Origin of the sequence: Cohnella nanjingensis, from assembly GCF_014212125.1 — a bacterium.
Lineage (GTDB): Bacteria > Bacillota > Bacilli > Paenibacillales > Paenibacillaceae > Cohnella > Cohnella nanjingensis.
Window position 1 is genome coordinate 1 of sequence record NZ_JACJVP010000008.1, and the last position, 24078, is coordinate 24078.

26 protein-coding genes are annotated in these 24078 nt (G+C 59.7%); 22 read left to right on the top strand and 4 right to left on the bottom strand.

All coding sequences use genetic code 11. From position 1 onward, the window contains the following. Window positions 1-409 precede the first annotated feature (409 nt). From H7C19_RS07215 to H7C19_RS07250, 8 genes are all read left to right on the top strand, one after another. Entirely contained in the window at window positions 410-1663 is a 1254-nt protein-coding gene (locus H7C19_RS07215) for an MDR family MFS transporter (protein WP_185141922.1), read from the top strand. A gap of 180 nt (window positions 1664-1843) precedes the next feature. Then, entirely contained in the window at window positions 1844-2497 is a 654-nt protein-coding gene (locus H7C19_RS07220; protein ID WP_185141923.1) for a TetR/AcrR family transcriptional regulator, read from the top strand. 68 nt (window positions 2498-2565) lie between these two features. Continuing rightward, window positions 2566-3054: a hypothetical protein gene (locus H7C19_RS07225; RefSeq protein ID WP_185141924.1), complete on the top strand. Its 489-nt coding sequence runs from the start codon at window positions 2566-2568 to the stop codon at window positions 3052-3054. 176 nt (window positions 3055-3230) lie between these two features. Continuing rightward, window positions 3231-3821 (top strand): TetR/AcrR family transcriptional regulator, encoded by a 591-nt coding sequence (locus H7C19_RS07230; protein ID WP_185141925.1) that lies wholly within the window; start codon window positions 3231-3233, stop codon window positions 3819-3821. A 103-nt stretch (window positions 3822-3924) separates the two neighbouring features. Beyond that, window positions 3925-4677, top strand: a complete 753-nt coding sequence (locus tag H7C19_RS07235; RefSeq protein WP_185141926.1) for an SDR family NAD(P)-dependent oxidoreductase — start codon at window positions 3925-3927, stop codon at window positions 4675-4677. 45 nt (window positions 4678-4722) lie between these two features. Next, on the top strand, window positions 4723-5286 hold the full coding sequence (locus tag H7C19_RS07240; protein ID WP_185141927.1) for an NADPH-dependent FMN reductase: 564 nt from the start codon (window positions 4723-4725) through the stop codon (window positions 5284-5286). 110 nt (window positions 5287-5396) lie between these two features. After that, window positions 5397-5780, top strand: coding sequence for an iron chaperone (locus tag H7C19_RS07245; RefSeq protein WP_221469094.1), 384 nt, complete (start codon window positions 5397-5399; stop codon window positions 5778-5780). Between the two features lie 409 nt (window positions 5781-6189). After that, entirely contained in the window at window positions 6190-7107 is a 918-nt protein-coding gene (locus tag H7C19_RS07250; RefSeq protein WP_185141929.1) for an AraC family transcriptional regulator, read from the top strand. Window positions 7108-7228: 121 nt separating this feature from the next. On the opposite strand, the gene H7C19_RS34195 is transcribed toward H7C19_RS07250, so the two are convergent. Beyond that, complete coding sequence (locus H7C19_RS34195; protein ID WP_221469095.1) at window positions 7229-7426, bottom strand: hypothetical protein; 198 nt, start codon at window positions 7424-7426, stop codon at window positions 7229-7231. Here H7C19_RS34195 and H7C19_RS07255 point away from each other — a divergent pair. The 8 genes from H7C19_RS07255 to H7C19_RS07290 all read left to right on the top strand — a co-directional run bounded on the left by H7C19_RS07255 (window position 7407) and on the right by H7C19_RS07290 (window position 15379). After that, on the top strand, window positions 7407-8249 hold the full coding sequence (locus H7C19_RS07255; protein WP_185141930.1) for a sugar phosphate isomerase/epimerase family protein: 843 nt from the start codon (window positions 7407-7409) through the stop codon (window positions 8247-8249). The two genes, H7C19_RS34195 and H7C19_RS07255, sit on opposite strands and share 20 nt — an antisense overlap. Before the next feature lie 15 nt (window positions 8250-8264). Further along, window positions 8265-9272, top strand: a complete 1008-nt coding sequence (locus H7C19_RS07260) for a Gfo/Idh/MocA family protein (protein WP_185141931.1) — start codon at window positions 8265-8267, stop codon at window positions 9270-9272. A 17-nt stretch (window positions 9273-9289) separates the two neighbouring features. Further along, complete coding sequence (locus H7C19_RS07265) at window positions 9290-10000, top strand: PIG-L deacetylase family protein (protein WP_185141932.1); 711 nt, start codon at window positions 9290-9292, stop codon at window positions 9998-10000. Window positions 10001-10014: 14 nt separating this feature from the next. Beyond that, entirely contained in the window at window positions 10015-10965 is a 951-nt protein-coding gene (locus H7C19_RS07270) for a sugar phosphate isomerase family (protein WP_185141933.1), read from the top strand. A 51-nt stretch (window positions 10966-11016) separates the two neighbouring features. After that, on the top strand, window positions 11017-12177 hold the full coding sequence (locus tag H7C19_RS07275; RefSeq protein ID WP_185141934.1) for a Gfo/Idh/MocA family protein: 1161 nt from the start codon (window positions 11017-11019) through the stop codon (window positions 12175-12177). A gap of 69 nt (window positions 12178-12246) precedes the next feature. Continuing rightward, the gene (locus tag H7C19_RS07280; protein ID WP_185142016.1) at window positions 12247-13122 is read left to right on the top strand and encodes a carbohydrate ABC transporter permease; all 876 of its coding nucleotides are present in this window, start codon (window positions 12247-12249) and stop codon (window positions 13120-13122) included. Next, window positions 13119-13955, top strand: coding sequence for a carbohydrate ABC transporter permease (locus tag H7C19_RS07285; protein WP_185141935.1), 837 nt, complete (start codon window positions 13119-13121; stop codon window positions 13953-13955). Before H7C19_RS07280 ends, H7C19_RS07285 begins: the two co-directional genes overlap by 4 nt. A gap of 56 nt (window positions 13956-14011) precedes the next feature. After that, window positions 14012-15379 (top strand): ABC transporter substrate-binding protein, encoded by a 1368-nt coding sequence (locus tag H7C19_RS07290; RefSeq protein ID WP_185141936.1) that lies wholly within the window; start codon window positions 14012-14014, stop codon window positions 15377-15379. Between the two features lie 181 nt (window positions 15380-15560). Here H7C19_RS07290 and H7C19_RS07295 read toward each other — a convergent pair whose 3' ends face one another. Beyond that, entirely contained in the window at window positions 15561-16109 is a 549-nt protein-coding gene (locus H7C19_RS07295) for a hypothetical protein (RefSeq protein WP_221469096.1), read from the bottom strand. 31 nt (window positions 16110-16140) lie between these two features. Between H7C19_RS07295 and H7C19_RS07300 the strand changes: the two genes are divergently transcribed. The 5 genes from H7C19_RS07300 (at window position 16141) to H7C19_RS07320 (ending at window position 21034) form a co-directional block, all read left to right on the top strand. After that, a complete protein-coding gene (locus tag H7C19_RS07300) occupies window positions 16141-16911 on the top strand; it encodes a DeoR/GlpR family DNA-binding transcription regulator (protein WP_185141938.1) in 771 nt (256 codons plus the stop codon). Between the two features lie 266 nt (window positions 16912-17177). After that, the gene (locus H7C19_RS07305) at window positions 17178-18029 is read left to right on the top strand and encodes a class I fructose-bisphosphate aldolase (protein WP_246469359.1); all 852 of its coding nucleotides are present in this window, start codon (window positions 17178-17180) and stop codon (window positions 18027-18029) included. Window positions 18030-18031: 2 nt separating this feature from the next. Next, on the top strand, window positions 18032-19189 hold the full coding sequence (locus H7C19_RS07310) for a Gfo/Idh/MocA family protein (RefSeq protein ID WP_185141939.1): 1158 nt from the start codon (window positions 18032-18034) through the stop codon (window positions 19187-19189). 1 nt (window position 19190) lies between these two features. Further along, window positions 19191-20411 (top strand): carbohydrate kinase family protein, encoded by a 1221-nt coding sequence (locus H7C19_RS07315; RefSeq protein ID WP_313731457.1) that lies wholly within the window; start codon window positions 19191-19193, stop codon window positions 20409-20411. A 176-nt stretch (window positions 20412-20587) separates the two neighbouring features. After that, entirely contained in the window at window positions 20588-21034 is a 447-nt protein-coding gene (locus H7C19_RS07320) for a hypothetical protein (protein ID WP_185141940.1), read from the top strand. 114 nt (window positions 21035-21148) lie between these two features. Here the strand turns inward: H7C19_RS07320 and H7C19_RS07325 are convergent, their stop codons facing one another. Together H7C19_RS07325 and H7C19_RS07330 are read right to left on the bottom strand one after the other, a co-directional pair. After that, entirely contained in the window at window positions 21149-22024 is an 876-nt protein-coding gene (locus tag H7C19_RS07325; protein ID WP_246469360.1) for a hypothetical protein, read from the bottom strand. A 498-nt stretch (window positions 22025-22522) separates the two neighbouring features. Next, the gene (locus tag H7C19_RS07330) at window positions 22523-23230 is read right to left on the bottom strand and encodes a helix-turn-helix transcriptional regulator (RefSeq protein ID WP_185141941.1); all 708 of its coding nucleotides are present in this window, start codon (window positions 23228-23230) and stop codon (window positions 22523-22525) included. Window positions 23231-23553: 323 nt separating this feature from the next. Here H7C19_RS07330 and H7C19_RS07335 point away from each other — a divergent pair, with 323 nt between their 5' ends. Then, window positions 23554-24021 (top strand): LuxR C-terminal-related transcriptional regulator, encoded by a 468-nt coding sequence (locus H7C19_RS07335; RefSeq protein WP_185141942.1) that lies wholly within the window; start codon window positions 23554-23556, stop codon window positions 24019-24021. Window positions 24022-24078: the final 57 nt, after the last annotated feature.

Genomic DNA, 24078 nt, shown 5'->3' on the forward strand with positions numbered 1-24078 from the left:
CTATGATGACGGAACAATAGGCGCTTAGAATGTAGAATGCCCGCTTACCACCAAAAAAGAATCAGATAGGCCATGTAGATTTTATCGTTGCAGCTCGTAAGGCCGGATTCGCCGCTGTGCGATTCTTTAAGCCTGTCGCAATTTTCATTATAGCCTGTGACCTGGTAAGGTCATGCATGTTTTTTGCTGGCGGGCAGCGGCGATAGTAGGAAAAAGACAACAAAAAAACGCCACGAAAGCGTGCCGTTCTCGGTAATTGAAGCAGCTGAAATAAAAGGATAGTACCTCGCCCCTTATAATATTAGTATAAACGAAGGGAGAATATAAGTCTATATCTTTGCTGGAAAATCGTCTAAATTAGGGGAACCCGGCCGGGGAGGAAAGAAAGGATCACGAGGGGGAACCCGCTTTGAGATGGCTGAAATGGGATTTGAACCTGCGCACGAGGTTAATCGGCGAGACGCTCTTCAATCTGCTGTTCTGGATGTACTTCCCCTATATGACGCTCTACTTCCGTTCGGTCTTCGGCGAGCAGACGGCGGGTCTCCTCATGTCCGTCCCGCCCTTGATCGGCATCTTCGGCAGCCTGATCGGCGGCCATCTCTCCGACCGGCTTGGCCGACGCTTCACGATGCTGCTGGGCGCCTTCACCAAGACGGGGATGTTCGCGATCTTCGCCTTGTCGCTGTCGCATTGGACCGACTATCTCGCCTTCATCGGGATCAGCCTCGGCGGCGCGCTCTACGGGCCGGCCAGCTCCGCCATGGTGGCGGATCTCACGCCGGAGCGGGATCGCCGCGTCGTCTTCGCCACCTTCGTCACCGCGATGAATATCGGCGCCGTCTTCGGGCCCGCGCTCGGGGCCGTCTTCTTCTTCCGCTACCGATCGGAGCTGCTCTGGACCTGTACCGGCGTGATGTTGCTGTACGCCGTCGCGGTCTGGTTCATCGTCCGGGAGACGCTCCCGGCGTCGGCGAAGGCGGTGAAGCCGGCGCAAGGCGCGCTCTCGCTCCTTCAGGCGCAGGTGGCCGGCTACGCCGTCATCTTCCGCGACCGCGCCTTTGCGGTCTATATCGCAGCGGGCATCTTCGTCACCTTCGCGTTCATGCAGCTGGACTTGTATTTGGCCGTCTACGTGAAGGACTACGTGCCCGCGCAGACGCTGATCGCCTGGGAGGGCGGCTCCTTCGCGCTGAGCAGCATGGGGGTCTTCGGGTGGATGATGGGGATCAACGGCCTCTTGTTCGTCCTGGGCGTCCTGCCGGTTACCCGCTGGATGGCCGCCTGGAGCGACCGGAACGTCCTCATCTTCTCCTCGCTTCTGTTCGGGATCGGGATGTTCCTGATCGGGTGGACCACGAACGCGTGGCTGCTGTTCGGCTTCACGATCCTCATGACAATCGGGGAGCTCAGCCGCTCTCCGGTCGCGCAGAGCTTCGTCAGCCGCTATGCGCCCGAAGCGGCCAGAGGCCAGTATATGGGGGCGGCCAGTTTGCAGTTTGCCGTCGGCCGTTTCCTGGCGCCTTCGACCGTCATTCTGTCCGCATGGCTGTCCCCGATCGCCGTCTTCGGGATCATCCTGCTGTGCACGCTTATCAGTATCGCCCTCTATATCGGCTTATTCCGGATGCTGCCGGCGCAGGAACCCGGGCAGAGGGGATAGGGGGACGCACAGGTTTAATTACGCGTCTTCGGCGCTCGTCCGCGTCCTCTGCCTTAATTGACAGAATGAAGTGCGATTTCTACAATGAGAATTGAAGCGCCGGCGCCGGAATGGACAGCCGGAAGGCCGGCGGAAAGCCGGATCGGGATGATCCGAAGTCACGACCAAAGGTGAATGCGCATGTCCCCACGTACACGAGAACAGAATGAAGAAATACGCAAGCAGCGGAAAAAGGAAATCCTGCAGGCCGCTATTCGCGTCTATGTCGATAAAGGCTACGCCGCTTCCGATATGGGAGATATCGCAGACCGGGCAGGGCTGGCGCATGGACTCGTCTATTACTATTTCAAAAATAAGAAAACGCTGTTCCGCGAGCTGTACGAATATATGATGGAGGAGTCTCGGCGCGCCACGGAGACTTACTTCGCGCAGGAGGGGGATGCCCCGGACTTGCTTCGAGGCTATGCCCGGATGGTTTGCGAGCGCGTGCTGGACGATTCTGCGATCTCCCGTTTCTATGCGCGGATCAGCCTGGATCTTCATCACTTGTATACGCCGGAGGAGATCTCTCCCTTCGCGTGGGTGAAGAGCTTCATGGGCCCCATGACCCGAGCCATCGAGAAGGGGATCTCCCAAGGCGCCATTCCGCATGGCGACGCCCGTCTGTTGGCTATGCAGTTCTGGGGGGCGGTCTCTCAGGGGATGGCGTATCTGGATCAAGCGCAGCACCAGCTTGCCGCACAGGGGATTCCGGATGCGGAGATGAAGGCGCGGCTCAACCAGCCGCTGGATCAGGTCGTCGAATCGTCGCTGCTGCTTTTTAAGCCGCAGTGATTTTTTTGTGTTTTATATTGACTTGTAACTCAATCAAACATAAGATGGCATCAAGGAGCGTGATTCTTATGATGTTGGTGGAGATGCAGAGATCGCAATTCGAGGCGCTGAACGACGAGGAGCTCTTCCTGATTTGCACGGAACCGACCGTCACCCGGATCCGAGGGCGGAATCTGGCGGTGAAGTCGGAAGCGATCGCCGAGTTGAACCGCGGGCAGCAGGCTTTATGCATGTTCAGGGTGCTGTATCCGGCGCAACATTCGGAAGCGGACTTCGAGGCGTGGATCGCTTATCTGCTGGAGCAGCCCGCTTATTGGAAAGGCGTCAACGACGGCCTGCGATTCTGGGGCGAGACGGCGTTGATTCAACTGCTGGAGGCCGCCAGAGAGACGCTTGAAGCGAAGGAGAGAGAGACGCTGGAGGAGGATCGGGCGATCATCCAATCCTCGATTCGCTCTCTGTTCGAGAAGTTCCGAAGCCAAGTGCAATCGAGTCTCGGTCACATCTGCCTCTATATCCGCTCCCATCCGCAGGAGTTCGTTCAGTTGATGGCTTAACGGGCTGCGGTTCCCGGCAAGGGCGATCATCATCTTCGATGCGGGGCCGGGGTTCTCTTCGCGGAGAAAGCCCGGCCTTTTTCGCCGGATGCGGAGGAATTGACAGCAAGACGGGGATGACTTATCTTGTATATAGACCAATCGTTATAATGAATGGACGAAAGGAATCTCAATCCATGGAACAAACGCTCTCGGCCCGCGAGCGGCTGATTCAGGCCACCTCGCATCTGCTCGACATTCAAGGGTACCATGCAACGGGGCTGAATCAGATCATCAAGGAAGGCGGAGCGCCCAAGGGATCGCTCTATTACTACTTCCCGGAAGGCAAGGAAGAGCTGGTTGCCGAGGCAATCGGCAAACATGGCGATGCGATCACGGAGCAGATCAGAGGCATGCTCGCGGAGAGCGGGGATCCCGCGGAGGCCATCTACGCCATCCTCATGTTCATCGCGAATAAGTTTATCGACACCGACTGCATCAAAGCCGGTTCCATCGCCTCCGTGGCTCTGGAGACCGCCCATGTCAGCGAACGATTGCGCGACGTCTGCCGACGCATCTACGACGCATGGCAAGCCGCATATGCAGGGATTCTCATGGAGAGCGGATTTCCGGCGGCGCGGGCTTCGCAGATCGCGACTTTGGTGACGGCATCGATCGAAGGGGCCGTGGTCATGTGCCGGGCGCATCGAGGTCCGGAGCCGATGATCGCCGTCGCCCGTGAATTGAAGCTGCTGATCGAGCACGCGCAGCGGGAGATGCGACGTTGAGTTATTGAACAACAAGAGATCGATGGAGAGGTCCATGGCTTGTTGTTTTCTTTTCCTCTATATTATATAGACTGGTCTACTTAAATAACGAGGAGGAAAAACAATGGATTCGGGTTTAGCGGGTAAAGTCGTACTCGTCACGGGCGGGTCCCGAGGAATCGGCAAAGCCGCCGCCGTGCAATTCGCCAATGAAGGGGCTAGGGTGTTCATCACGTATGCCAACGATTCGCGAATGGCCGCGGAGACCGTGGAGGAGATTCGCTCGCAGGGCAGCGAGTGCCATGCTATCCGAATGGATCTCACGGATCGGGACAGTATCCCGCAGGCGATCTCTAGCATCGCGGGGTCGTCCGCCGGCATCGATGTGTTGGTGAACAATGCCGTTACGGGCGACCGAAAGCCGGTTCGGATCGCGGAAGGATCTCCGGATGCGTGGCTCGCGATGATCGATCATAACTTAATGTCCACGTACTTGGTGACCAGAGCCGTCGTGCCCTTCATGCAGAAGGGCGCGTGGGGCCGAATGGTCCATCTCTCCTCCGATGTCGCGGAGGATGGCATGCCCGGCGCTTCGTCCTACGCCGCCAGCAAGTCGGGGCTTCACGGCTTCAGCAGAGCGTTAGCGGTCGAACTGGCGTCGGCCAACATCTTTTCTAACGTCGTGATGCCGGGGCTCACGTTAACCGAACGCAATACGGCCGAATTCGACCCCGGGCTGTTGACGCAATTCGCAAGAGCCGTACCCGCGAAGCGTCTGGGAACGCCTGAAGACGTGGCCAGCACGATCGTCTACCTAGGTTCTCAAGCGAATCGCTTCGTGAACGGAGAGGCCATTCGCGTAACCGGCGGGAAGTAAACGCAGACGCGCAGACTTTGACAGATCAAGAGGAGGATAAAGGATATGTCTAGTGAACAGCAATCGATTACGATCGTCGGACTGTGCGGAAGCACCCGCAAGGCATCCTATAACCGCGTTTTGTTGCGTGCCGCCGCAGCCTATTTGCCTAGCGAGGCAACCTATCTCGAAGCGGAGATCGGCGAGCTGCCCTTCTTCAATCAAGATCTTGAATCCGCCCTGCCCGAACAGGTAGCGTCATTCGTAGACATGATTAGAAGTGCCGACGGGTTGATGATCAGCACGCCCGAATACAACTATTCAGTCCCCGGCGTGTTGAAGAACGCGTTGGAATGGGGATCTCGGCCTTCCTTCGGATTCCCGCTGAACGAGAAGCCCGTCGCGATCATCGGAGCAAGCCGGGGGATATTCGGTCCGGTCAGAGGCCATCGCCATCTGCGCGATATTCTGTTCGGATGCAACGCAGCCCCGTTAAGCCGGCCTGAAGTCTACGTGAATCATGCGACAGCCAAGATCAACGACGAGGGGACTCTGGTTGACGAAGCTGCGCATGATCTGCTGCGTGCGGCGGCGGAAGCGCTGATCCTAGCCGCCCGGATGCGAACTTAGAACTATAGCGAGGCGCAGCCGAGAAATGCTATACTCGTGCCGAAGCGAAAATGAAAAATAATGTCATTTTCAGCCGATTCGCGACTCCATGCGCGGGAGGTGAACACGAGTTGTCTTCCAAAACGAAGTTCGAAACGACGGACGCGTATATCGGCACTTTTCCGAAGGACGTACAAGACGGACTAGAACAAATCAGGCAGACTATACAGCAAGCCGTACCGGAAGCTGAAGAGGTCATCAGCTACCAGTTGCCGGCTTTTCAGTATCACGGCATGCTGATCTATTACTCCGCTTACAAGAATCATTATTCGTTGTCGTTTCCTCCCCCCTTCCGCATCTTTGAAGTCTTTCAGACGCAATTGGCGCCGTACGAGGTGTCCAAGACGACGATCCAGCTGCCCATGGACCAGCCGCTGCCGCTAGATTTGGTGGGTGAGCTGGCGAAGTATCGGGCACAGGAGAACGCGGAGAAAGCGAAGAAGAAGAAAAAGTGACGGCATCGCGCCCGTTTGGATCGATCGCATGCAGGCGGGAAGAGACGGGGCCGTGATTGCACATTACGCACGCTATAGAGACTGCAACGAATTGCGGATCGCAATCGGACGCGGTCTTCTTTCTTTTGCATAGAAAACAAGCTAGATACCCGCATATTACGGTTACCTTTGCCTGTTCCGCCGGGGATCGGGGCCCGTTATCCGCATATTGCGGTTATCTCTGCCTTTTCCCTGGTACTTGGGGCTCGTTAACCGAGCGATGCGGCTACTGATCGACGTCGGCCTGCGAGCGCGGCTCTGCCGCGCGGCGGCTCCCCCGAGAGCTGCGATCTGCCAAAATGATCGGACAAACTCCGGACGCCTATGCTAAAATTTGTAGACAAGGATCGACTCGAAGGGGGCGACGGCAATGACGTCTACCGGCAGCGAATCTACCTCCCGCTTTGTCGCAAGGCCGCTTGAGATGACGTTCGACGTTAGCCGGCTCATCTCGCTCCACTATTTCGAATTCGCCAGGGACTTCATCTTCCGGGGGGAGCGTCACGACTTCTGGGAGTTTCTGTACATCGACAAAGGCGAGATCGAGGTCATGGCCGAGACGACGGGCTACAACCTGAAGCAGGGCGACATGATCTTCCACCAGCCGAACGAGTTCCACAGCGTCTGGGCCAACCGGAAGATCGCGTCGAACGCCGTCGTCGTCTCCTTCGTCTGCCGTTCCCCGGCCATGTCTTTCTTCGAAGGGAAGATCTTCTGCCTGGACAACCAGGAGCGCAATCTCGTCGCGGAGCTGATCCGCTACGGATTCGCCGCCTTCGAGCCGCCGTTCGACGATCCCGCCGTACACGATCTAGTGCCGAAGGAGAACGCCCCGCCGGGCGTCGAGCAGCTGATCAAGATCCATCTGGAGCTGCTGCTCCTCATGCTCCTGTCCCGAGACGACGCGATGCCGGGCAACCACCGGTTGTCCTCTACGGCGAAGGAGCGCAGCGAGGACGAGATCGTGCGCCGCGCCATCGCCTTGATGGAGGCCAACGTCCGCGGCCATCTGTCGCTCGAGGAGATCGAGAACACGCTCAACATCGGCCAGACGCACCTGCACGCGCTGTTCAAGGCGAAGGTGGGCATGAGCGTGATGCGCTGCTTCAAGAGCATGAAGATCGAGACGGCCAAGATGATGATCCGCGAGGAGACGAGCAACTTCACCGAGATCGCCGACCGGCTGAGCTACAGCAGCATTCACGCCTTCTCCCGGCACTTCAAGACGGTCACCGACATGACCCCTTCGGAATACGCACGCTCCGTCAAGGCCAGGTCCTCCTATTGAAGCCGTATTCTCTTATCGAAAGCTAGTCTCCCTAACGGAAGCCAGGTCCTCTAACCGAAACTAGGTCCTCTCGCTAGGTCCTCTTGCTGAAACCAAGTCCGCTTATGGGAGCCCAGCCCTCTTATCGAACCTCGCCAAACCTTTTCCCGCCCGGAAAAGGTTTTTTTGTGCTTCGTCGTCCGGCGCAGAAAAAGTGATAAATTTTTCGAAAGCTTTGGTAAATCTTTTTCCCCGCGGCGCCAGTAGAATAGGCTTCAAAGCCAAGCAAGACGACACCGGCAGAGAGCGAGGGCATCGAATTGAAGAAGGGCATCAACATCTGGTCGTTCCCGTCCGATATGGACCTTACGTCCTGCATGAAGCTGGCGAAGGCCGCGGGATTCGACGGCATCGAGCCGGCGCTGGCCGAATCCGGCACGCTCAGCCTGGAGAGCAAGACGGAGGAGATCTATTCCGTCCGGAGAGAGGCGGAGGCGCTGGGTCTCGAGATCGCAAGCCTGGCGTCGGGCCTCGGATGGACGAACGGTCTGACGAGCCGGAGCCGGGAAGTGCGGGATCGGGCGTCGGATATCGTGAAGCGCCAGCTCGAAGCTGCGGCGATCCTCGGCGCCGATACGATCTTGGTCGTGCCTGGCGCCGTAGGCGTCGACTTCATGGACGGCGTGGAAGTGACCGATTACGAGGAAGCCTACGACAATGCGGCGAACGCGCTTCGCGCGCTAGCGGAGGCTGCGGAGGGACATCAGGTCTCCATCGGCGTCGAGAACGTATGGAACAAGTTCCTGCTCTCGCCGCTGGAGATGAAGCGGTTCATCGACGAGATCGGCTCCCCCTATGTGGGCGCATATCTGGATATAGGCAATACGGTGCTGAACGGTTACCCGGAGCATTGGATCCGCGCGCTGGGCGGACGCATCAAGAAAGTTCACTTCAAGGACTTCCGCCGGCAGGCCGCCGGGCTGTCCGGATTCGTGGATCTGCTCGCGGGCGACGTCGACTATCCGGCGGTCGTGGAAGCGCTTCGGCAGATCGGCTACGACGGCTACGCGATCGCGGAGATGATCCCGCCGTACCGCCATTATCCGGAGCAGATCATTCACAACACGTCGGCTTCCATGGATGCCATCCTGGGAAGACGCTAAATGGGGGAGAAACGCATGGTTAAGATTGGACTGATCGGCGCCGGCTTCATGGGCGGCATGCACGCGGCTTGCTACGAAGCGCTGCTTCGGACGCTGGACTTCAAGGTGACGGCGGTCGCCGACGACAATCCGCAGAAGGCGGAGACGGTCGCCGCCAAGTTCGGCGCCCAAGCCTTCGCCTCTGCGGCGGAGCTGATCGCGCGCGGGGACGTGACGGCCGTAGATATCTGCTTGCCCACCTACCTGCACGCGGAGACGGCGATCGCCGCGATGAACCGGGGGCTCGACGTCTTCATCGAGAAGCCGGTCTGCCTGAACGAGCAGGAAGCGGAACGGCTCCTTGCGGCGCAGCGGCAATCGGGCGTGAAGGCGATGGTGGGCCACGTGATCCGCTACTGGCCGGAATACGTGGAATTGAAGGCACTGGCCGACAGCGGCATCTACGGCAAAGTCGTCTCCGCCGTCTTCAACCGGATCAGCCCGAAGCCGGATTGGGCTTGGCAGGGATGGCTGGACGACCCCGACAAGAGCGGCTCCGCCGCGCTCGACCTGCATATCCACGACGTCGACTTCGTCCGCTACCTGCTGGGCGATCCGGACCGCATCTCCAGCATGACCGTCAGCGACGGCGGCGCGAAAAACCACATCTTCAGCCTGTACGAGTATCCGGATGCGGTCGTGTCGCTGGAAGGCGGATGGGACTACCCCGCCGCGCTGCCGTTCGAGATGTCGTACCGCGTCAAGTTCGAGCGGGCCACCGTGCTGTTCAGCTCCGCCAAGCAGCCGACCCTCGCGATCTATGAAGAGAACGGCGGGGTCGTCGAGAAGAATCTCGAGCTGGACGTCGGCACGGCTGCCGGAGGCGGCAATATCTCGAGCCTGGGAGCCTACTACAGCGAGCTGCGCTATTTCGTGGAGCGGTTGGTCCGGGATGAGCCGATCGCGATCTCCACTTTGCAGGACGGCTGCGACTCCCTGAAGCTGACGCTTCGCGAGATCGCGAACGCCCAGTCGGTATCGTGAACGGGGGGACGACGAAGATGAATATCGTAGCGGTCGGCTGTCATCCGGACGATCTGGAGATCGGCTGCGGGGGAACGCTGGCCAAGCTGGCCGAAGCGGGACACCGCGTCGCGATGGTTCACGTGGCGAACGGGGACAAGGGGCACAAGGTCATCCCGTCCGAGGAGCTGAAACGGATCCGGGCGCGGGAAGCGGAAGCGGCGGGCAAGCTGATCGGGGCGGACGTGATCGGCCTCGATCTCTCCGACCTGTCGGTCAAGGCCGACAATGACGAGCTGGTTCGCCGGCTCGCCGAGGTGTTCCGGACGTATCGGCCGGACTACATCATTACCCATCCGCCCGAGGACTACATGAAGGACCATATGGAAGTGTCGCGGGCGGTATTCGACGCCAGCTTCGCCGCCACGGTGCCCTACTACCATCCGGCAGCGGATCTCGCCGCCTGCGGGAAGGCGCCGCCGATCTATTATATGGATACGCTCGCGGGGGTCGGCTTTCTGCCGACCGAATACGTGGACATTACCGCGCAGATCGGCACCAAGCTGCGGATGAACGCTTGCCACGAGAGCCAGGTCAAATGGCTGTTCGAACACGACGGCATCGACTTCCTCGACTTCGTCCGGACCGTGTCCAAGTTCCGCGGCTTGCAATGCGGCGCCGGGTTCGCCGAAGGCTTCGCGGCCTGCAGGGCATGGCCACGCCTGCCTCACACCCGATTGCTACCCTGAGGAGGAGAAGCTAGATGGACTTTATGACGACATCGCAGGGATCGCTGCTCGAGCACTTTTTCCCGGCAGGCTGGGACCTGCGCAGAATCGACGATTGCTGCGCGGTTCCGCCGGAGAGGATCGGGGAGCGCCAGCCTTTCTGGCATCGCGGCTTCGAGCCGGCCGGCTGCGGCACGACGCAGGATCTGGATACGAAGATGGGGCACGAGATCGCGCTTCAGATCCGGCGGACGCGGGAGGAGGGTCGCAAGCTGGCGCTCATCCTGCCGGCGGGTCCGATGGGCATGTACAAGTGGGCGGTCTACTTCCTGAAGGAATGGGGCGTCGACTGCCGGCACGTCTACGGCTTCAACATGGACGAATGGAGCGACGGCGAAGGCCGCACGCTGCCGCCGGATCATCCCGGGGCGTTCCGCTTCGCGATGGAGCAGGCGTTCTACGGGCCGCTCGGCGAGCTAACGGTTCCGCCGGAGCAGCGCCATTTCGCGACGCTGGACCAGCTGCCGTCCTACCCCGCCAAGATCGCGGCGCTGAAGGCCGAAGGGGCCGAGCTGATCACGATCTTCGGGATCGGCCGGATGATGCATATCGCCTTCTGGGAGCCGCACTTCGCGGCGGAGTACGAGACCGACGAGGCGTGGCGGGCGCAGGCGTACCGGATCGGCGCGCAGCTGCACCCGCTGACCGTCGAACAGAATGCCTTGACGAGCTTCAAGAGCCGGACTACGCTGGTCCCATGCAGGGCGAACACGATCGGGCCGGCGCTGTTCCTGCAGTCCGACCGGATCATCGGCGGCTGCGACGGCGCGCTAGGACGCGGCATGCAGTGGCAGGGATTGTCGTTATGGGTGACGCTCCGCTACGGTCCGGACCGCTGGATCCCGTCCAGCTTCATGCCCACGCTGCCCGGCAAGCTTTTCTACCTGGATGAGCTGGCGGGGCCGCTGGAGCCCGAGGTCAACTAAACCATACATCATGTCCTGCCGCATATAGGCGGACAGAGGGGGGCGGATCGGATGAGAATGGGCGTGATCGGTTACGGCAACCGAATCCGATGGATGGTCTCGCAGATGACGGCCGTGGACCCGGACTGCAGAGTGGCCGCGATCGCCGATCCCGATGCGGAGCGCATCCGGGCGGAGCTCGGCGAAGACGTCGCGGGCGGCATCCGGTTCTTCCGGTCGGCGGACGAGATGCTGGCGGAGATGCAGCTGGACGGCGTCGCGATCGGCACGAGATGCTCGCTGCATACGGAGATGGCGCTGAAGGTGTTCGCGACCGGGCTGCCGCTGTTCCTGGAGAAGCCGATCGCGACGACGTACGAAGACCTCGGCCGGCTCCGGGCGGGCTACGCGCAATCCGCCTCGCGGGTCGTCGTCTCGTTCCCGCTTCGCTTCACGCCGCTGCTCCAGCTGGCCAAGGAGATCGTCGCGTCCGGCAAGCTCGGCACCGTGGAGCACGTACAGGCGGTCAACAACGTGCCGTACGGCGGGGTGTACTATCATCATTGGTACCGAGACGAGCGCGAGACCGGCGGGATGTTCCTGCAGAAGGCGACGCACGACTTCGATTACCTGAACGCGCTGATCGGGCAGAAGCCCGTACAGGTCGGCGCGATGACTTCCAAGCAGGTATTCCGGGGCGACAAGCCGGCCGGACTGCGCTGCGCGGATTGCGAGGAGAACCGGACCTGCGCCGAGAGCGCGGTGCGCACGGACGTCTTCCCGGAGCCGCCGCAGGGCGAATTCTGCTGCTTCGCCGAGGACACGGGCAACGAGGATTCCGGCAGCGCCTTGATCCGCTACGAATCCGGGATGCACCTGACGTACTCGCACAACTTCTTCGCCCGCCGGGGAGCCGCGGCGAGGGGCGCCCGCCTGTTAGGGTACAAGGGCACGCTGGAGTTCGACTGGTATACGGCGCAGGCCAAAGTGCACATGCACCATACGGACCGCGTGGAGACCTACCAGCTGAGCTTGGGCGACGACGGACACGGGGGAGGAGACCGGGTGCTCGCCCGGAACTTCGTCGAAGTCATGAAGGGGATCGCCCAGCCGGAGAGCGCGCTGGAGACGGGGATGCTGAGCGCGCTCCTATGCCTCAAAGCCCGGCAATCGGCGCAGACGGCCGCTTTTCAATCGATCGGTTGGAATGCCAAAGTCGGCGCATTGATGTAAGCGATACCGGTCACCTTTTCTCCCTTTGATCTGACACCAATAGGAGGGATTCCCCCTTTGCGATCGCAAATGCGTGAGGAACTGAAGTTTCTGGGCTACATCCTGCCATGGCTTGTCGGCTTCCTGCTCTTCTTCCTCGTGCCGGCCGGCGCATCCATGGTCTACAGCTTCACCGACTACAACGCGATCAAGCCGCCCCACTCGGTCGGCTGGAGCAACTACAGCAGATTGTTCGAGGATCCGATCTACCTGAAGAGCCTGCGCAACACGCTGTTCTTCGTCTTCATCGGCGTGCCGTGCAACCTGCTGTTCCAGATTCTCGTCTCCTCGCTCCTGAACGTGCCGAGACGGGGCGTATCCTTGTTCCGGACGTTCTACTACTTGCCCTACCTCGTGCCGATGATCGCGACGGTCATGATCTTCCGGCTGATCTTCAGCACGGATTACGGCATCGTCAACCATGCGCTGGACTGGTTCGGCATCGCCAAGATCGGTTGGCTGGAGAAGGAAGCGTTCGCGAAGCCCATCATCGTGCTGATGAACATGTGGGCGGCCGGCAGCGGCATCCTGATCTTCCTCGCCGCGCTGAAGGGCGTGCCGCGGCACCTGTACGAAGCGGCCACGATGGACGGCGCCGGCAAGATCCGCTCGTTCTTCGTCATCACGCTGCCGATGATCACCCCGGCGATCCTGTTCTCGCTCGTGATGCAGATGATCGCGAACTTCCAGCTGTTCACGGAAGCGTACCTGTTGAACAAGGGCGGACCCAATTACGCTTCGTCGACGTACATGCTGAACACATACAACACCGGGTTCCGCGACTTTAAGTTCGGACTCGCCATGGCGCAATCCTGGATTCTCACGCTCATCATCCTCGTCATCACGGTCGTCGTCTTGGCTACCTCCCGGCGCTGGGTGTACTACGAAGGAGGCGACAACCGATGAGCCGATCGAACGCGAGGGCGACCGCTCTCCTGCAATACCTCCTGCTGCTGATCGGCTTGGCCGTCTTCATCGGTCCGCTGCTGTGGCTCGTCTCGACGATGCTGAAGACGCAAGGCCAGTCGCTTGAATTTCCCCCGAGGTGGATTCCCGATCCCGTCACGACCGAGGCGTTCTCCCGGCTGTTCCGCTCGCTGCCGCTGGCTTGGCATTGGCTCGGCAATTCGCTTTTGATCGCGGTGCTCGTGGCCATCGGCACGGTGCTGTCCGGCTCGCTCGTCGCCTTCGGCTTCGCCCGGACGCAGGCGAGATCGAAGAACGCGCTGTTCATCGTGCTCATGGCGACGATGATGATTCCCTACCAGACCACGCTGATCCCGCTGTACCTGATCTACAAGAACATCGGCTGGTACGATACGTGGCTGCCGCTGATCGTACCTTCCTATCTGGCGGGCGCTTTCTACGTCTTCCTGTTCCGGCAGTTCTTCCTGACGGTGCCCCGGGAGCTGGACGAAGCGACCTATATCGACGGAGGCACGTCCTGGACCGTGTATACCCGGATCCTGCTGCCGCTCTCCGTCCCCGTCCTGATGACCGGCGCCATCTTCGCTTTCGTGTTCTCCTGGGCGGACTTCTTCTCGCCCTTTCTCTTCCTGCAGACCGCGGAGAAATACACGTTCATCATCGGCCTGCAGCTGCTCATCGGCACCCAATCGCAAGACCTGCCCGCGCTGGCCGCGGGGTCGATGATCAGCCTGCTGCCGATCGCGATCCTCTATCTCTTCGCGCAGCGCTACTTCACGGAAGGGGTGGTCCTGACCGGCACGAAAGGCTAAGGAATCGATCGTACGCAGTTGTTTGTCTATCTTAATGATGGGGGAGTCGACCGAAGATGAAAAAATGGGGATTGGTGTTCGCCGCGATGGCGTTGATGCTGGCGGCATGCGGGAAAGACGGCGGCAACGGGGAAAGCGCAAGTCCGAAGGCTTCGGCGGAAGGGTCGGCCGGCGCATCGGCTAGCCCGTCGGCGAGCCAGCCGGCGTCAAGCGAGGAGAACGTCGAGCTGACGTTCGCCCAATGGGGGACCGCCGAACAGGTGGCCGCGACGCAGAAGCTGCTCGACATCTTCACGCAGAAAAATCCGAATATCAAGGTGAAGCTGGTCTACAAGGACTGGGGCAGCTACTGGACCTGGATCACGACCCAAGCGGCGTCCAAGGACTTGCCCGACGTGTACAAGATGAGCTTCGCCTACGTGGACAAATACGCCAAACTGGGCGCCATGAAGGAGCTGGATTCGCTCATCTCCGCGAACGGCTTCGACGTCGCCGGCCAGTTCGAAGCGCCGCTGCTCGCGATGCACCAGAGCGGTGGCAAGCAGGTGTCGCTGCCGCGCGACGCGAACACGGTCGTTCTGTATTACAACAAGGATCTGTTCGACGCCGCGAAGCTGCCTTATCCGGAGAACGGCATGGCGTGGGACCAGGTGCTGGAAATCGCCAAGAAGCTGACGGTGGACGAGAAAGGCAACACGGCGGACAGCGCGGGCTTCGACGCGAACAAGATCAAGCAATGGGGCATCGTCGCCGATGCCGCCGGCATGGCCGATGCGGTGCTCGAGCCGCAGCTCTGGTCCAACGGCGCGCGCCTCGTCGATGACGGCGGCAAGCTGGCGCTGAACACGCCGGAAGCGACGCAGGTGCTGGAGTTCTTCCGCGACCTGACGGCGAAGTACCATGTCAATCCGAAGACCAGCACGATTCAAGGGATGGGCGGCAATCCGATCCTCGCGTTCGGCACGGGCAAGTTCGCCATGGCCTTCGGAGGCAGTTGGAGCGCGACCGACTTCGCGACCGCCTCGTTCAAGTTCGGCGCGGCGCTGCCGCCGAAGTTCAAGGAAGTGCAGACGGTCGTGCAGCCGGCGGGCTACGCGATGAGCCCGTTCACCAAGAAGGAAGCCGCGGCGTGGAAGCTGCTGAGCTGGCTGTCGGGCGAAGAAGGCCAGACGGAAATGGCGAAGCTGAACGACGGCATCCCGGCGAACAAGCTCGCGGCGCAAGCCTATCTGGCCGGCGATATGGCCGATCTCAAACAGCTGTTCCTGGACGCGCAGGCCAAAGCGATCCCGTCCGCATGGAGCGACGGCAGGGACCGCCTGATGTGGGAGTTCATCCCGCAGAAGCTGGCCCTCCCGCTGCAAGGAGACGGAGATCTGGCGAAGGCCGTCAAAGAAATCGAAGGGTTGATGGCCAACCCTTGAGGGGCGTGGGGCATAGAGAGTCGAGGTTAGCGGATAGAGCGTAGAGCGTAAAGCGTAAAGCGTAAAGCGTAAAGCGTAAAGCGTAAAGCGTAAAGCGTAAAGCGTAAAGCGTAGAGCAAAAAGCAAAGCGTGTTGGTGCAGGACCCGGAGCGATTGCGCTCTGGGTTTTTGTATTGCGTGCTTACAGGCGGATGCGACTGTTGCTGTAACGATACATTTTATCGTTACAGGGTGCTGATGCGGCGCGATTTTCGCTGTAACGATACATTTTATCGTTACAGGGTGCGGATGGGCTGCGGCTGTCGCTGTAACGATACATTTTATCGTTACAGGGTGCGGATGCGCCGAGATTGTTGCTGTAACGATACATTTTATCGCTACAGGGTGCGGATGGGCTGCGGCTGTCGCTGTAACGATACATTTTATCGTTACAGGTGTCGGATGGGCTGTGGCTGTCGCTGTAACGATACATTTTATCGTTACAGAGTGCGGATGGGCTGCGGCTGTCGCTGTAACGATACTTTTTATCGTTACAGGGTGCGGATGAGCTGCGGATGTTGCTGTAACGATACATTTTATCGTTACAGGGTGCGGATGGGCTGAGGCTGTCGCTGTAACGATACTTTTTATCGTTACAGGGTGCGGATGCGTTACGGCTGCCTGAGACGCGGAATGGACAGATGGGAGGAGTTTTTTTACAATGTAAAAAAGGAACGAACAATCTGTTCATTTTGAACATGGGATTCTCTAGGAGGACCGATATGAGCAGCACGCAAAGGTTGAACGAACGCCAGCAACGCATGCTGGCGCTCCTCGAGCAGACGGGCGATGTCCGGGTGCCGGATCTCAAGGCGCAGTTCGGCGTCACGGAGATGACGATCCGGCGGGATCTGGAGAAGCTGGAGCAGACGGGCAAGGTGAAGCGTACGTTCGGCGGCGCCATCATGGTGACGAGGGACGTCGCGTTCTCGGACCGTACCGGCGTGCATACCGCCGAGAAAGCGAAGATCGGCAAAATCGCGGCGGAAAGCGTTCAGCCGGGGGACGCCGTCTTCATCGACGGGGGGACGACGACGCTGCAGCTCGTCCGCCACCTGCCGCCGGAGATGCGGATTACGGTCGTCACGAATGCCATTAATCTCGCCGCCGAGCTCATGGACAAGAAGATCCCGACTCTCGTCTCGGGCGGCATGCTGCTCGACACGACCTCGACGCTCATCGGTCCCGTGTGCGCGGATACGCTGTCCAAGATGGCGTTCGACCGCATCTTCCTTGGCGCGACCGGGATCACGCCGCTGCACGGCTTCAGCAACTCGAACATGTACGAAGCGGAGATCAAGCGGGTCGCCATCGCCCGCGCGAAGGAGATTAATATCGTCGCCGACCGCTCCAAGTGGGGCATGCAGGACTTGTTTTCGTTCGCCGAATTGTCCCGGGCCGACCGGCTGTTCACGGATACGATGGACGAACGGACCGGCGAGGTGCGTCAGGCGCTGGAAGAAGCTGCGGTGGAGTGGATCGTCTGCGAGTGAACCTTCATGGAGAGAAGCGTCGATAGTGAGGGCGAACGACGACTGCGACGGCATGGACTGAACGCCGGCAGCGCGGAGCGCAAAACGGATGCCCGTGCGGTGAGGGAACCATCGAGCGAGGTATTCGTCCGCGAATGTGGTTCGTCCCAAATGAACTAATATGATCTTTTTGAACAAAAGCATCGACAAAACCGTATCCGTGCCGTATAGTAATGTTTAAAACAAACATATATATGTTTGTATATAACATGAAAGGGATGATCGGGTTGTCCAGCAGCAGCACCAAACCTAGGCTGAACCGGATGTTCAGCGAGCAGGGCAAATGTTTTGATGTCGCGATCGATCACGGTTTCTTTAATGAATATTCGTTCCTGGCGGGAATTGAGGATATGCCGCGCGCGATCGCCACGATCGTGGACGCGAATCCCGATTGCATCCAGCTAAGCGCCGGTCAAGCGCGGCATCTGCAGGCCATTCCGGGCAAACGCAAGCCCGGTCTCGTGCTGCGTACCGACGCGGCGAACATTTACGGCACCGAGCTGCCTCGGTTCCTCTTCAGCGAGTTGATCGACGAAGCGGTGGAGCAGGCGGTTCGCCTGGACGCGGTCGCGGTCTGCGTGAACCTGCTGCTGCTCCCCGGACAGCCCGAGCTTCACCACCAATGCGTCCGCAACGTCTCCCTGCTCCGCCGCAAATGCGAGGAGTACGGCATGCCGCTGATGGTCGAGCCGCTCGTCATGCTCCCGAACGAAGTCAAGGGCGGTTACATGGTAGATGGCGACATCCGCAAGATTCTGGCGCTCGTCCGGCAGGGCGTGGAGCTGGGCGCCGACGTCATCAAGGCCGATCCGTGCGACGACGTCTCCGAATATCACCGCGTCATCGAGACGGCCTCCGGCGTCCCGGTCCTCGTCCGGGGCGGCGGCCGCGCGAGCGATGAAGAGATCGTGCACCGGACGGTGGAGCTGATGAATCAAGGCGCGTCCGGCATCGTCTACGGGCGCAACGTGATCCAGCATCCGAATCCGGCGGGCATGACGCGGGCGCTGATGGCGATCGTCCATCACGGCGCAACGGCGGTCGAAGCGTTGGCGCTGCTGAACGGGGAGGGGGCTTAGGCATGGCGAAGAAGACGATCCGTTTCGGCATCATCGGCTGCGGCCTTATGGGCAAGGAATTCGCCAGCGCGGCGGCGCGCTGGCTGCATCTGACCAACGTGAACGTCGAGCCGCAGATCGTGGCCGTGTGCGACGCGAACCCGGCGGCGACGGCTTGGTTCCAGCAGAACATCCCTAGCGTCAAGGGCGTCTACGCCGACTACCGGGAGCTGCTCGAAGACCCGGATGTCGATGCCGTCTACTGTGCCGTGCCGCACAATCTGCACGCGCAGCTCTACGTGGATATCATCCGGGCGGGCAAGCATCTGCTGGGCGAGAAGCCGTTCGGCATCGACGCGGACGCCAACGCCAAGATCGCGGCGGCGCTCGGCGAACGGCCGGACGTACTCGTGCGCTGCTCGTCGGAGTTCCCGTTCTTCCCGGGCGCGCAGCAGATCGTCCAATGGGTGAACGAGGGGCGCTTCGGCCGGATTATCGAAGTGGAAGCCGGGTTCTGGCACTCCAGCGATCTCGATCCGACCAAGCCGATCAATTGGAAGCGCCGGATCGGGACGAACGGCGAATACGGCTGCATGGGCGACCTCGGCATGCACGTCCTGCATCTGCCGCTCCGCTTCGGATGGCAGCCGCGCAGCGTCCGCGCGCTGCTGAGCCAGATCGTGTCCGAGCGTCCGGACGGCAAGGGCGGCGAGGCTCCATGCGAGACTTGGGACAACGCCATTCTCGCCTGCGACGTCGATACCGGCGCGCAGCAGTTCCCGATGATGCTCTCCATGAAGCGGATCGCGCCCGGCCATGCCAATACCTGGTTCATCCGCATCCAAGGCACGGCGTTTTCGGCCGAGTTCACGACGAAGAATCCGAAGCAGGTCGCCTCGCTGCCGTATGAACCGGGCGGCCCGCAGGCCTGGCACGTCATCGACGCGCCGTATCGCTCGGCCTACGAGACGATCACGGGCGGCATCTTCGAATTCGGATTCTCCGACTCCATCCTTCAGATGTGGGCGGCGTTCTGCGACGAGCTCGCGAACCGGGATTCGATGACGCAGCCGTTCCGCTGCGCAACGCCGGCGGAGGCGGCCGGCAGCCATCGCGTGTTCACCGCCGCGCTGGCGTCGCAGCGCACGGGCGAGACCGTGACGATCGATTGGAGGGACTGAAGTGGGGACTCAGGCACCGGATGTCGTGGTAGCCGGGCATATCTGTCTGGATATCCTGCCGCGGATGGACGGGACGAACCAGGGGATCGAGGCGACCTTGGTTCCGGGCAAGCTGGCGCTCGTCGGGCCTGCGCATATCGGCACGGGTGGCGCCGTCTCCAACACGGGGCTCGCCCTGCATCGTCTCGGCGTGCGCGTGAGTCTGATGGGCAAGGTCGGCGACGACCTGTTCGGCGGAGCCGTGCTCGACACCCTGCGCAGCTACGACGAGGCGCTGGCGGAGGGGATGATCCGCTCTCCGGGCGAGCATACGTCCTATACGGTCGTGGTCAGTCCGCCGGAGACGGACCGGATCTTCCTGCACTGCACGGGCGCGAACGACACGTTCGCGGCGGATGATCTGGCGTTCGAGGCGATAGATCGGGCGAAGCTGTTCCACTTCGGCTATCCGCCGCTCATGCGCCGGATGTACGCGAACGCGGGCGCGGAGCTCGAGGAGCTGCTTGCGCGGGTCAAGGCGAGCGGGGCGACCGTGTCCGTGGATCTCGCCAGACCGGACCCGGATTCGGAAGCGGGACGGGCGGATTGGCCGACGATCCTGCGGCGGGCGCTGCCGGGCGTCGATCTCTTCCTGCCCAGCCTGGAAGAGATCCTGTACATGCTGCGCAAGGAACAGTATGAGGCGATGGCGCAGCGGCATGGAGCGGCGGAGCTGCTCCACCACGCGGACGGCGCGCTCCTCCGTTCGCTGGCGGACGAGCTGATCGCCATGGGCGCGGCCGTCGTCGTGCTGAAGCTGGGCGAGCATGGCCTCTATCTGCGCACGACCGCCGACCCCGACCGGCTCGCGCGGATGGGCCGGGGCGCGCCTCGGCCGTCCGATCGCTGGCTGGACCGCGAACTGCTGGCCACGTGCTACCAGGTCACCGCGGTCGGCACGACGGGCGCGGGCGACTGCACGATCGCCGGCTTCCTGACCGGGCTGCTGCGGCACGGGGAGACGCCCGAAGCGGTGCTGAACGGCGCGGTCGCGGTCGGCGCGTGCAACGTCGAGCGCGCGGACGCGGTGAGCGGCGTGCCCTCGTGGGACGAAGTCCAGCGCCGCATGCAGGCCGGCTGGGCTCGGCGGGAGCAGGAGCTGTCGCTCCCGGATTGGCGGCGCATAGCGGACGGCCTGTGGGCCGGTCCGGCGGACCGCAACGATCGCAAGGATGGCGCTTAGCGCACAGCGCTTTGCGGGTATCCTTTTGAGCGATCTGCCCGAGACTGCACTTCCCTATGCACGGCAAATGAAAAATGACTCTCCTCCGAGAGTCATTTTTCATTTCTTCCATACAAGCTGGAGCAGGAGTGGCTTTCGTAGTAAAATGGCTGTTAATAGGGCAGGTGGAAGATCACGTGAAAAAGTACTATTTTGCAGGAATGATCGGCGTTGTTGCAATTGTATTCATTAGCATCTGGGCAGGAAGAGATACAAGGATTGTATCCATCCAGCCCAATGAGGCTGTCAGCGTGGAATTTTATAATGCGTCTAGTTCAGCTTCTCTCGATTCGGAAGTTCAAGTGATGTATATAAACGAACAGCAAGATATCGTTGAAGTATTCAACCAATTGAGCAAAATGAAACCAAACGGTCATGCGAGGCCATTAGACGGAAACTATACCTTTAAAATCAACAAGACCGATGGTTCCAACCTTATCTATGTCTATACGAATGGGGTAGTGACGACTTCAACCGGGTTTAAGGGCGGCGTACAGAGCGACAATGTGATGAACAGGCTGTGGGCCATGCTCGACTATCCCGTTCAAAACCTAGCTGAAGAAGAGCTTCCGGCGCTGGGTTGAGCTGTTGGTTTGAATCGGTGGCATATCATCCAGACCAGCGCAGCAACGAAGACTGCCCTATGCCTTTAAGGCCTTTGGGCAGTCTTTTTTTTGGAGGGGAGGCCAGTGCAGGGCTCAGGCAGCCTCCGACCGCTGGGCGGGACGGCGCAGCAAGGAGAGCGCGACCGGTACCAGCGCGACGAGGAAGCAGCCGGCCGCAACGAACGTCAGATAGGACCAAGAGAGAATGGCGTTGCCGAGCAGCGTCTGCCAACCCATCGCGAGCAATCCGAGGACATAGGCCGCGCCCGACAGATGGATCATCGCGCGCCGAGCAGGCGCATCCATCCCCGCACGTCCCGTCGCCCAAGCGACGAAGGGGAGCGCCTGCAGGGCGTGGAAGCCGAGACCGTGCAGCCAGATGATGTTGCCGTGCGGGCCGAAGTAACGCCCCTGATGCATGGAGATCAAGATGCCGGCGGCAAAAGAAATCATGACGGCGAGCATCGCATAGCGGATGCTGAGCACCCAGACGGGGTTTCGCTCGTAGACCTTGGGGCGCAAGTATTGAGCGGCCAAGAAGAGATAGAAGACGACGAGGAGCAGCGCTATAAGCGCAAAGATCGAGCCGATCGCGACATCGTAGGAGGACGCGCCGTCCTTCAAGAAGCGGGGGTTCACGCCGCGGGAGTTCTGCGTCGTCTCCGCAAAGTACGAATACAGCGCCAGCAGGACGTATACGGTTCGAAAAATCGTCTTTCCTTTGCGGCCCAAGCCAGAAGAGGGTACGATCATCGCCGTCGACAGCAGAAAGATCCCGATGGCGGCATTGAAGGAGAAGGCCTTCGAGACATCCCCGTCCGGTCCGACCGGTCCCCCGTACAGCAATACCCAAACCGCACAGAGCCCCGCGAGCAGAAAGCCTAGCAGGCCGGTCAGCACCAGCGCTTTCTCCGCTTGGAACAGTTGAACGGCGGGATTCGAATGGCCGGCTTGTCGCGTTTGCATCATTCATACACCCTTCCTAGAGAGATTTGACTCTCACTTTACAGGAAGGATGTGGATTTATTGACAGTCCCGGGGAGAGGTTCTCGGCTGGACTTGGAAAGGGATTGATTCCGGTGCTGGGGGAGGAGCGCGTTCCGTCTTAGGACGGAGAGGCCTGCCGAAGCCGAGGCGTCAAACGAAGACAGAAGCCTTAAACCAGCCGGGACATGGCTTTGGACCAGATGAAGCCGAAGTGCGCGGCATAGGTCGTCTGGATGGATGGCCCCTTCAGGGGAGTTATATAATCGCTCCAAGCCACTCTCCAACCGGGCGCCGGTACACCTTAGGATGCGCTTGTGGTGCACGCGGTTATAGCGATTGCGGGCGAATTGGTCCAGTGTATGATTAACAACGACGTCGAACAGTTTTTTAGAGGTTTAAGGCTGTCCGAAATCATTCGCTGGCACTCGGGGCGTTTGTCCGTTGCGGTGGTCTTCTCCCATCAGGATGTCAACCAGCTTCTTATTCGTCGCCATCAGGGGGTTCTCCTTGCCGATCACCAGGCTTTCGACCTTTTTCCGCTTCCTGAATGTACTTCCAAAAGCGGATTAATTCCGCTTTTCGTTCTTCTGGAGCATGGAGGAAATCTTTGAAAAAGAGCCCGATTTGGGGGTCGTTAATTGCTTCGAGAATAGCGGATTCCACAGGAGATTGTGTCGCAGCATTGCCAGCTTTTGAGTCTGTCTCGCCTGGAAAATCCTCATCCACAAATATTTCCTCCAAACTCTTCGGATCGGGGGGGGCATCATATGTGGGCGGTTCTTGGCGGGCTAGAGCAGCATGTAGTACTTTCGGGTTCAATTCAAGGGCTTTTGCTACTCTTGAAATATCGGCATAGTCGGGCTCGATCGGTTGGATGCTTTCAATGTTCTTTAAATAACCAATAGGCAGTTTCGTCATTTCAGAAAGGTCGGTTAGGGTTAATCCTTTTTTCTCCATACTATCTTCAATTATCGCTTGCGTAGATTGACCGAGCAGGTAATCGACGGAGACGTCAAAAACATCTGCTAACTTCATCGCATTCTCGGCACTTAGCTTTCGTCTTCCTCTTTCTATGTTGTAATAGTACTGCGTAGAGATCCCGAGTCTTTCTGCGACTTCAGCTCCTGTTAAATCTCGAATCCTCCGTACTCTCCTTATTCGGTCATGAACTAAATCCACTTCGCCCATCCCCCTTGAATCGATATTGCTATACTATCACCCATTTGGATAAAAATCAAACTGGCAACGGCCGAAAAACGAAGAAAATAGGAGTATTTGAGCTCTATAAGGATAATTAATATCCTAAAGTTGCTATTTATATCGCTAATAATCCATTTTGGATATAAATAATTCTTTACAAAATTATCCTAAATGGATAATATGTATTCAGAACTGAGAAGACGCAGGCTTTTCTAAAGCAGTAAGACATGCTTTGGCATGCTGGTACATGAACAAGTTGATCGAGGCAATAGAAAGACGAGGTGGGGAGAATGGAGAAGTGGGCAGAGAAAATGGCGGAAGAGTACAATATTGGCCGCCGGAAGATGACAACCTATCAGCGCAGACTTGCTGCGGCCAGCGAGAAGGATCCGACGGAAGCCGCAATGGTCGGTAGCGTGGTGAGAGAGATGGCATGGGTGATCGACTGGTTGCGGACAGGACATCAGCCGGGTCTCTCCCGAGGCACCGACCGCCGCGGCGTATACCGGAGCAATCGGCGCGTCGTGCTAGACGAGGACTTGTTTCCGAGCTTGCAGGAACCTCCTCGGAAGCGGTTCGAATTGTCGGACGACGAGCGCAACGAGGCGCTATCGGTGATCCGGACGATATCCCAAAGAGAAATGACGTGCTTGCAGCTGCATCTGGTAGATGGTCTTTCGCTGGGGAAAATCGCGGAGACGCTGAAATTGAGCAAAAGGACGGTTCAGGACTACGTTGACCGCGCAAAGAAAAAAATCCTTACAGCCCGTACGGGGTAAGGGATTGCGGGATTCTTGCCGTACGGTTGCCGTACGAAATTGCTATTAGTAGAGGGA

Bases quoted from the DNA above. Each gene is read 5' to 3' on its own strand.
- H7C19_RS07220 (WP_185141923.1), top strand. From the start codon at position 1,844: ATGTCCCCACGTACACGAGAACAGAATGAAGAAATACGCAAGCAGCGG.
- H7C19_RS07225 (WP_185141924.1), top strand. From the start codon at position 2,566: ATGATGTTGGTGGAGATGCAGAGATCGCAATTCGAGGCGCTGAACGAC.
- H7C19_RS07230 (WP_185141925.1), top strand. From the start codon at position 3,231: ATGGAACAAACGCTCTCGGCCCGCGAGCGGCTGATTCAGGCCACCTCG.
- H7C19_RS07235 (WP_185141926.1), top strand. From the start codon at position 3,925: ATGGATTCGGGTTTAGCGGGTAAAGTCGTACTCGTCACGGGCGGGTCC.
- H7C19_RS07240 (WP_185141927.1), top strand. From the start codon at position 4,723: ATGTCTAGTGAACAGCAATCGATTACGATCGTCGGACTGTGCGGAAGC.
- H7C19_RS07250 (WP_185141929.1), top strand. From the start codon at position 6,190: ATGACGTCTACCGGCAGCGAATCTACCTCCCGCTTTGTCGCAAGGCCG.
- H7C19_RS34195 (WP_221469095.1), bottom strand. From the start codon at position 7,426: ATGTTGATGCCCTTCTTCAATTCGATGCCCTCGCTCTCTGCCGGTGTC.
- H7C19_RS07260 (WP_185141931.1), top strand. From the start codon at position 8,265: ATGGTTAAGATTGGACTGATCGGCGCCGGCTTCATGGGCGGCATGCAC.
- H7C19_RS07265 (WP_185141932.1), top strand. From the start codon at position 9,290: ATGAATATCGTAGCGGTCGGCTGTCATCCGGACGATCTGGAGATCGGC.
- H7C19_RS07270 (WP_185141933.1), top strand. From the start codon at position 10,015: ATGGACTTTATGACGACATCGCAGGGATCGCTGCTCGAGCACTTTTTC.
- H7C19_RS07275 (WP_185141934.1), top strand. From the start codon at position 11,017: ATGAGAATGGGCGTGATCGGTTACGGCAACCGAATCCGATGGATGGTC.
- H7C19_RS07280 (WP_185142016.1), top strand. From the start codon at position 12,247: ATGCGTGAGGAACTGAAGTTTCTGGGCTACATCCTGCCATGGCTTGTC.
- H7C19_RS07285 (WP_185141935.1), top strand. From the start codon at position 13,119: ATGAGCCGATCGAACGCGAGGGCGACCGCTCTCCTGCAATACCTCCTG.
- H7C19_RS07290 (WP_185141936.1), top strand. From the start codon at position 14,012: ATGAAAAAATGGGGATTGGTGTTCGCCGCGATGGCGTTGATGCTGGCG.
- H7C19_RS07295 (WP_221469096.1), bottom strand. From the start codon at position 16,109: ATGAACAGATTGTTCGTTCCTTTTTTACATTGTAAAAAAACTCCTCCC.
- H7C19_RS07300 (WP_185141938.1), top strand. From the start codon at position 16,141: ATGAGCAGCACGCAAAGGTTGAACGAACGCCAGCAACGCATGCTGGCG.
- H7C19_RS07310 (WP_185141939.1), top strand. From the start codon at position 18,032: ATGGCGAAGAAGACGATCCGTTTCGGCATCATCGGCTGCGGCCTTATG.
- H7C19_RS07325 (WP_246469360.1), bottom strand. From the start codon at position 22,024: ATGATGCAAACGCGACAAGCCGGCCATTCGAATCCCGCCGTTCAACTG.
- H7C19_RS07330 (WP_185141941.1), bottom strand. From the start codon at position 23,230: ATGGGCGAAGTGGATTTAGTTCATGACCGAATAAGGAGAGTACGGAGG.
- H7C19_RS07335 (WP_185141942.1), top strand. From the start codon at position 23,554: ATGGCGGAAGAGTACAATATTGGCCGCCGGAAGATGACAACCTATCAG.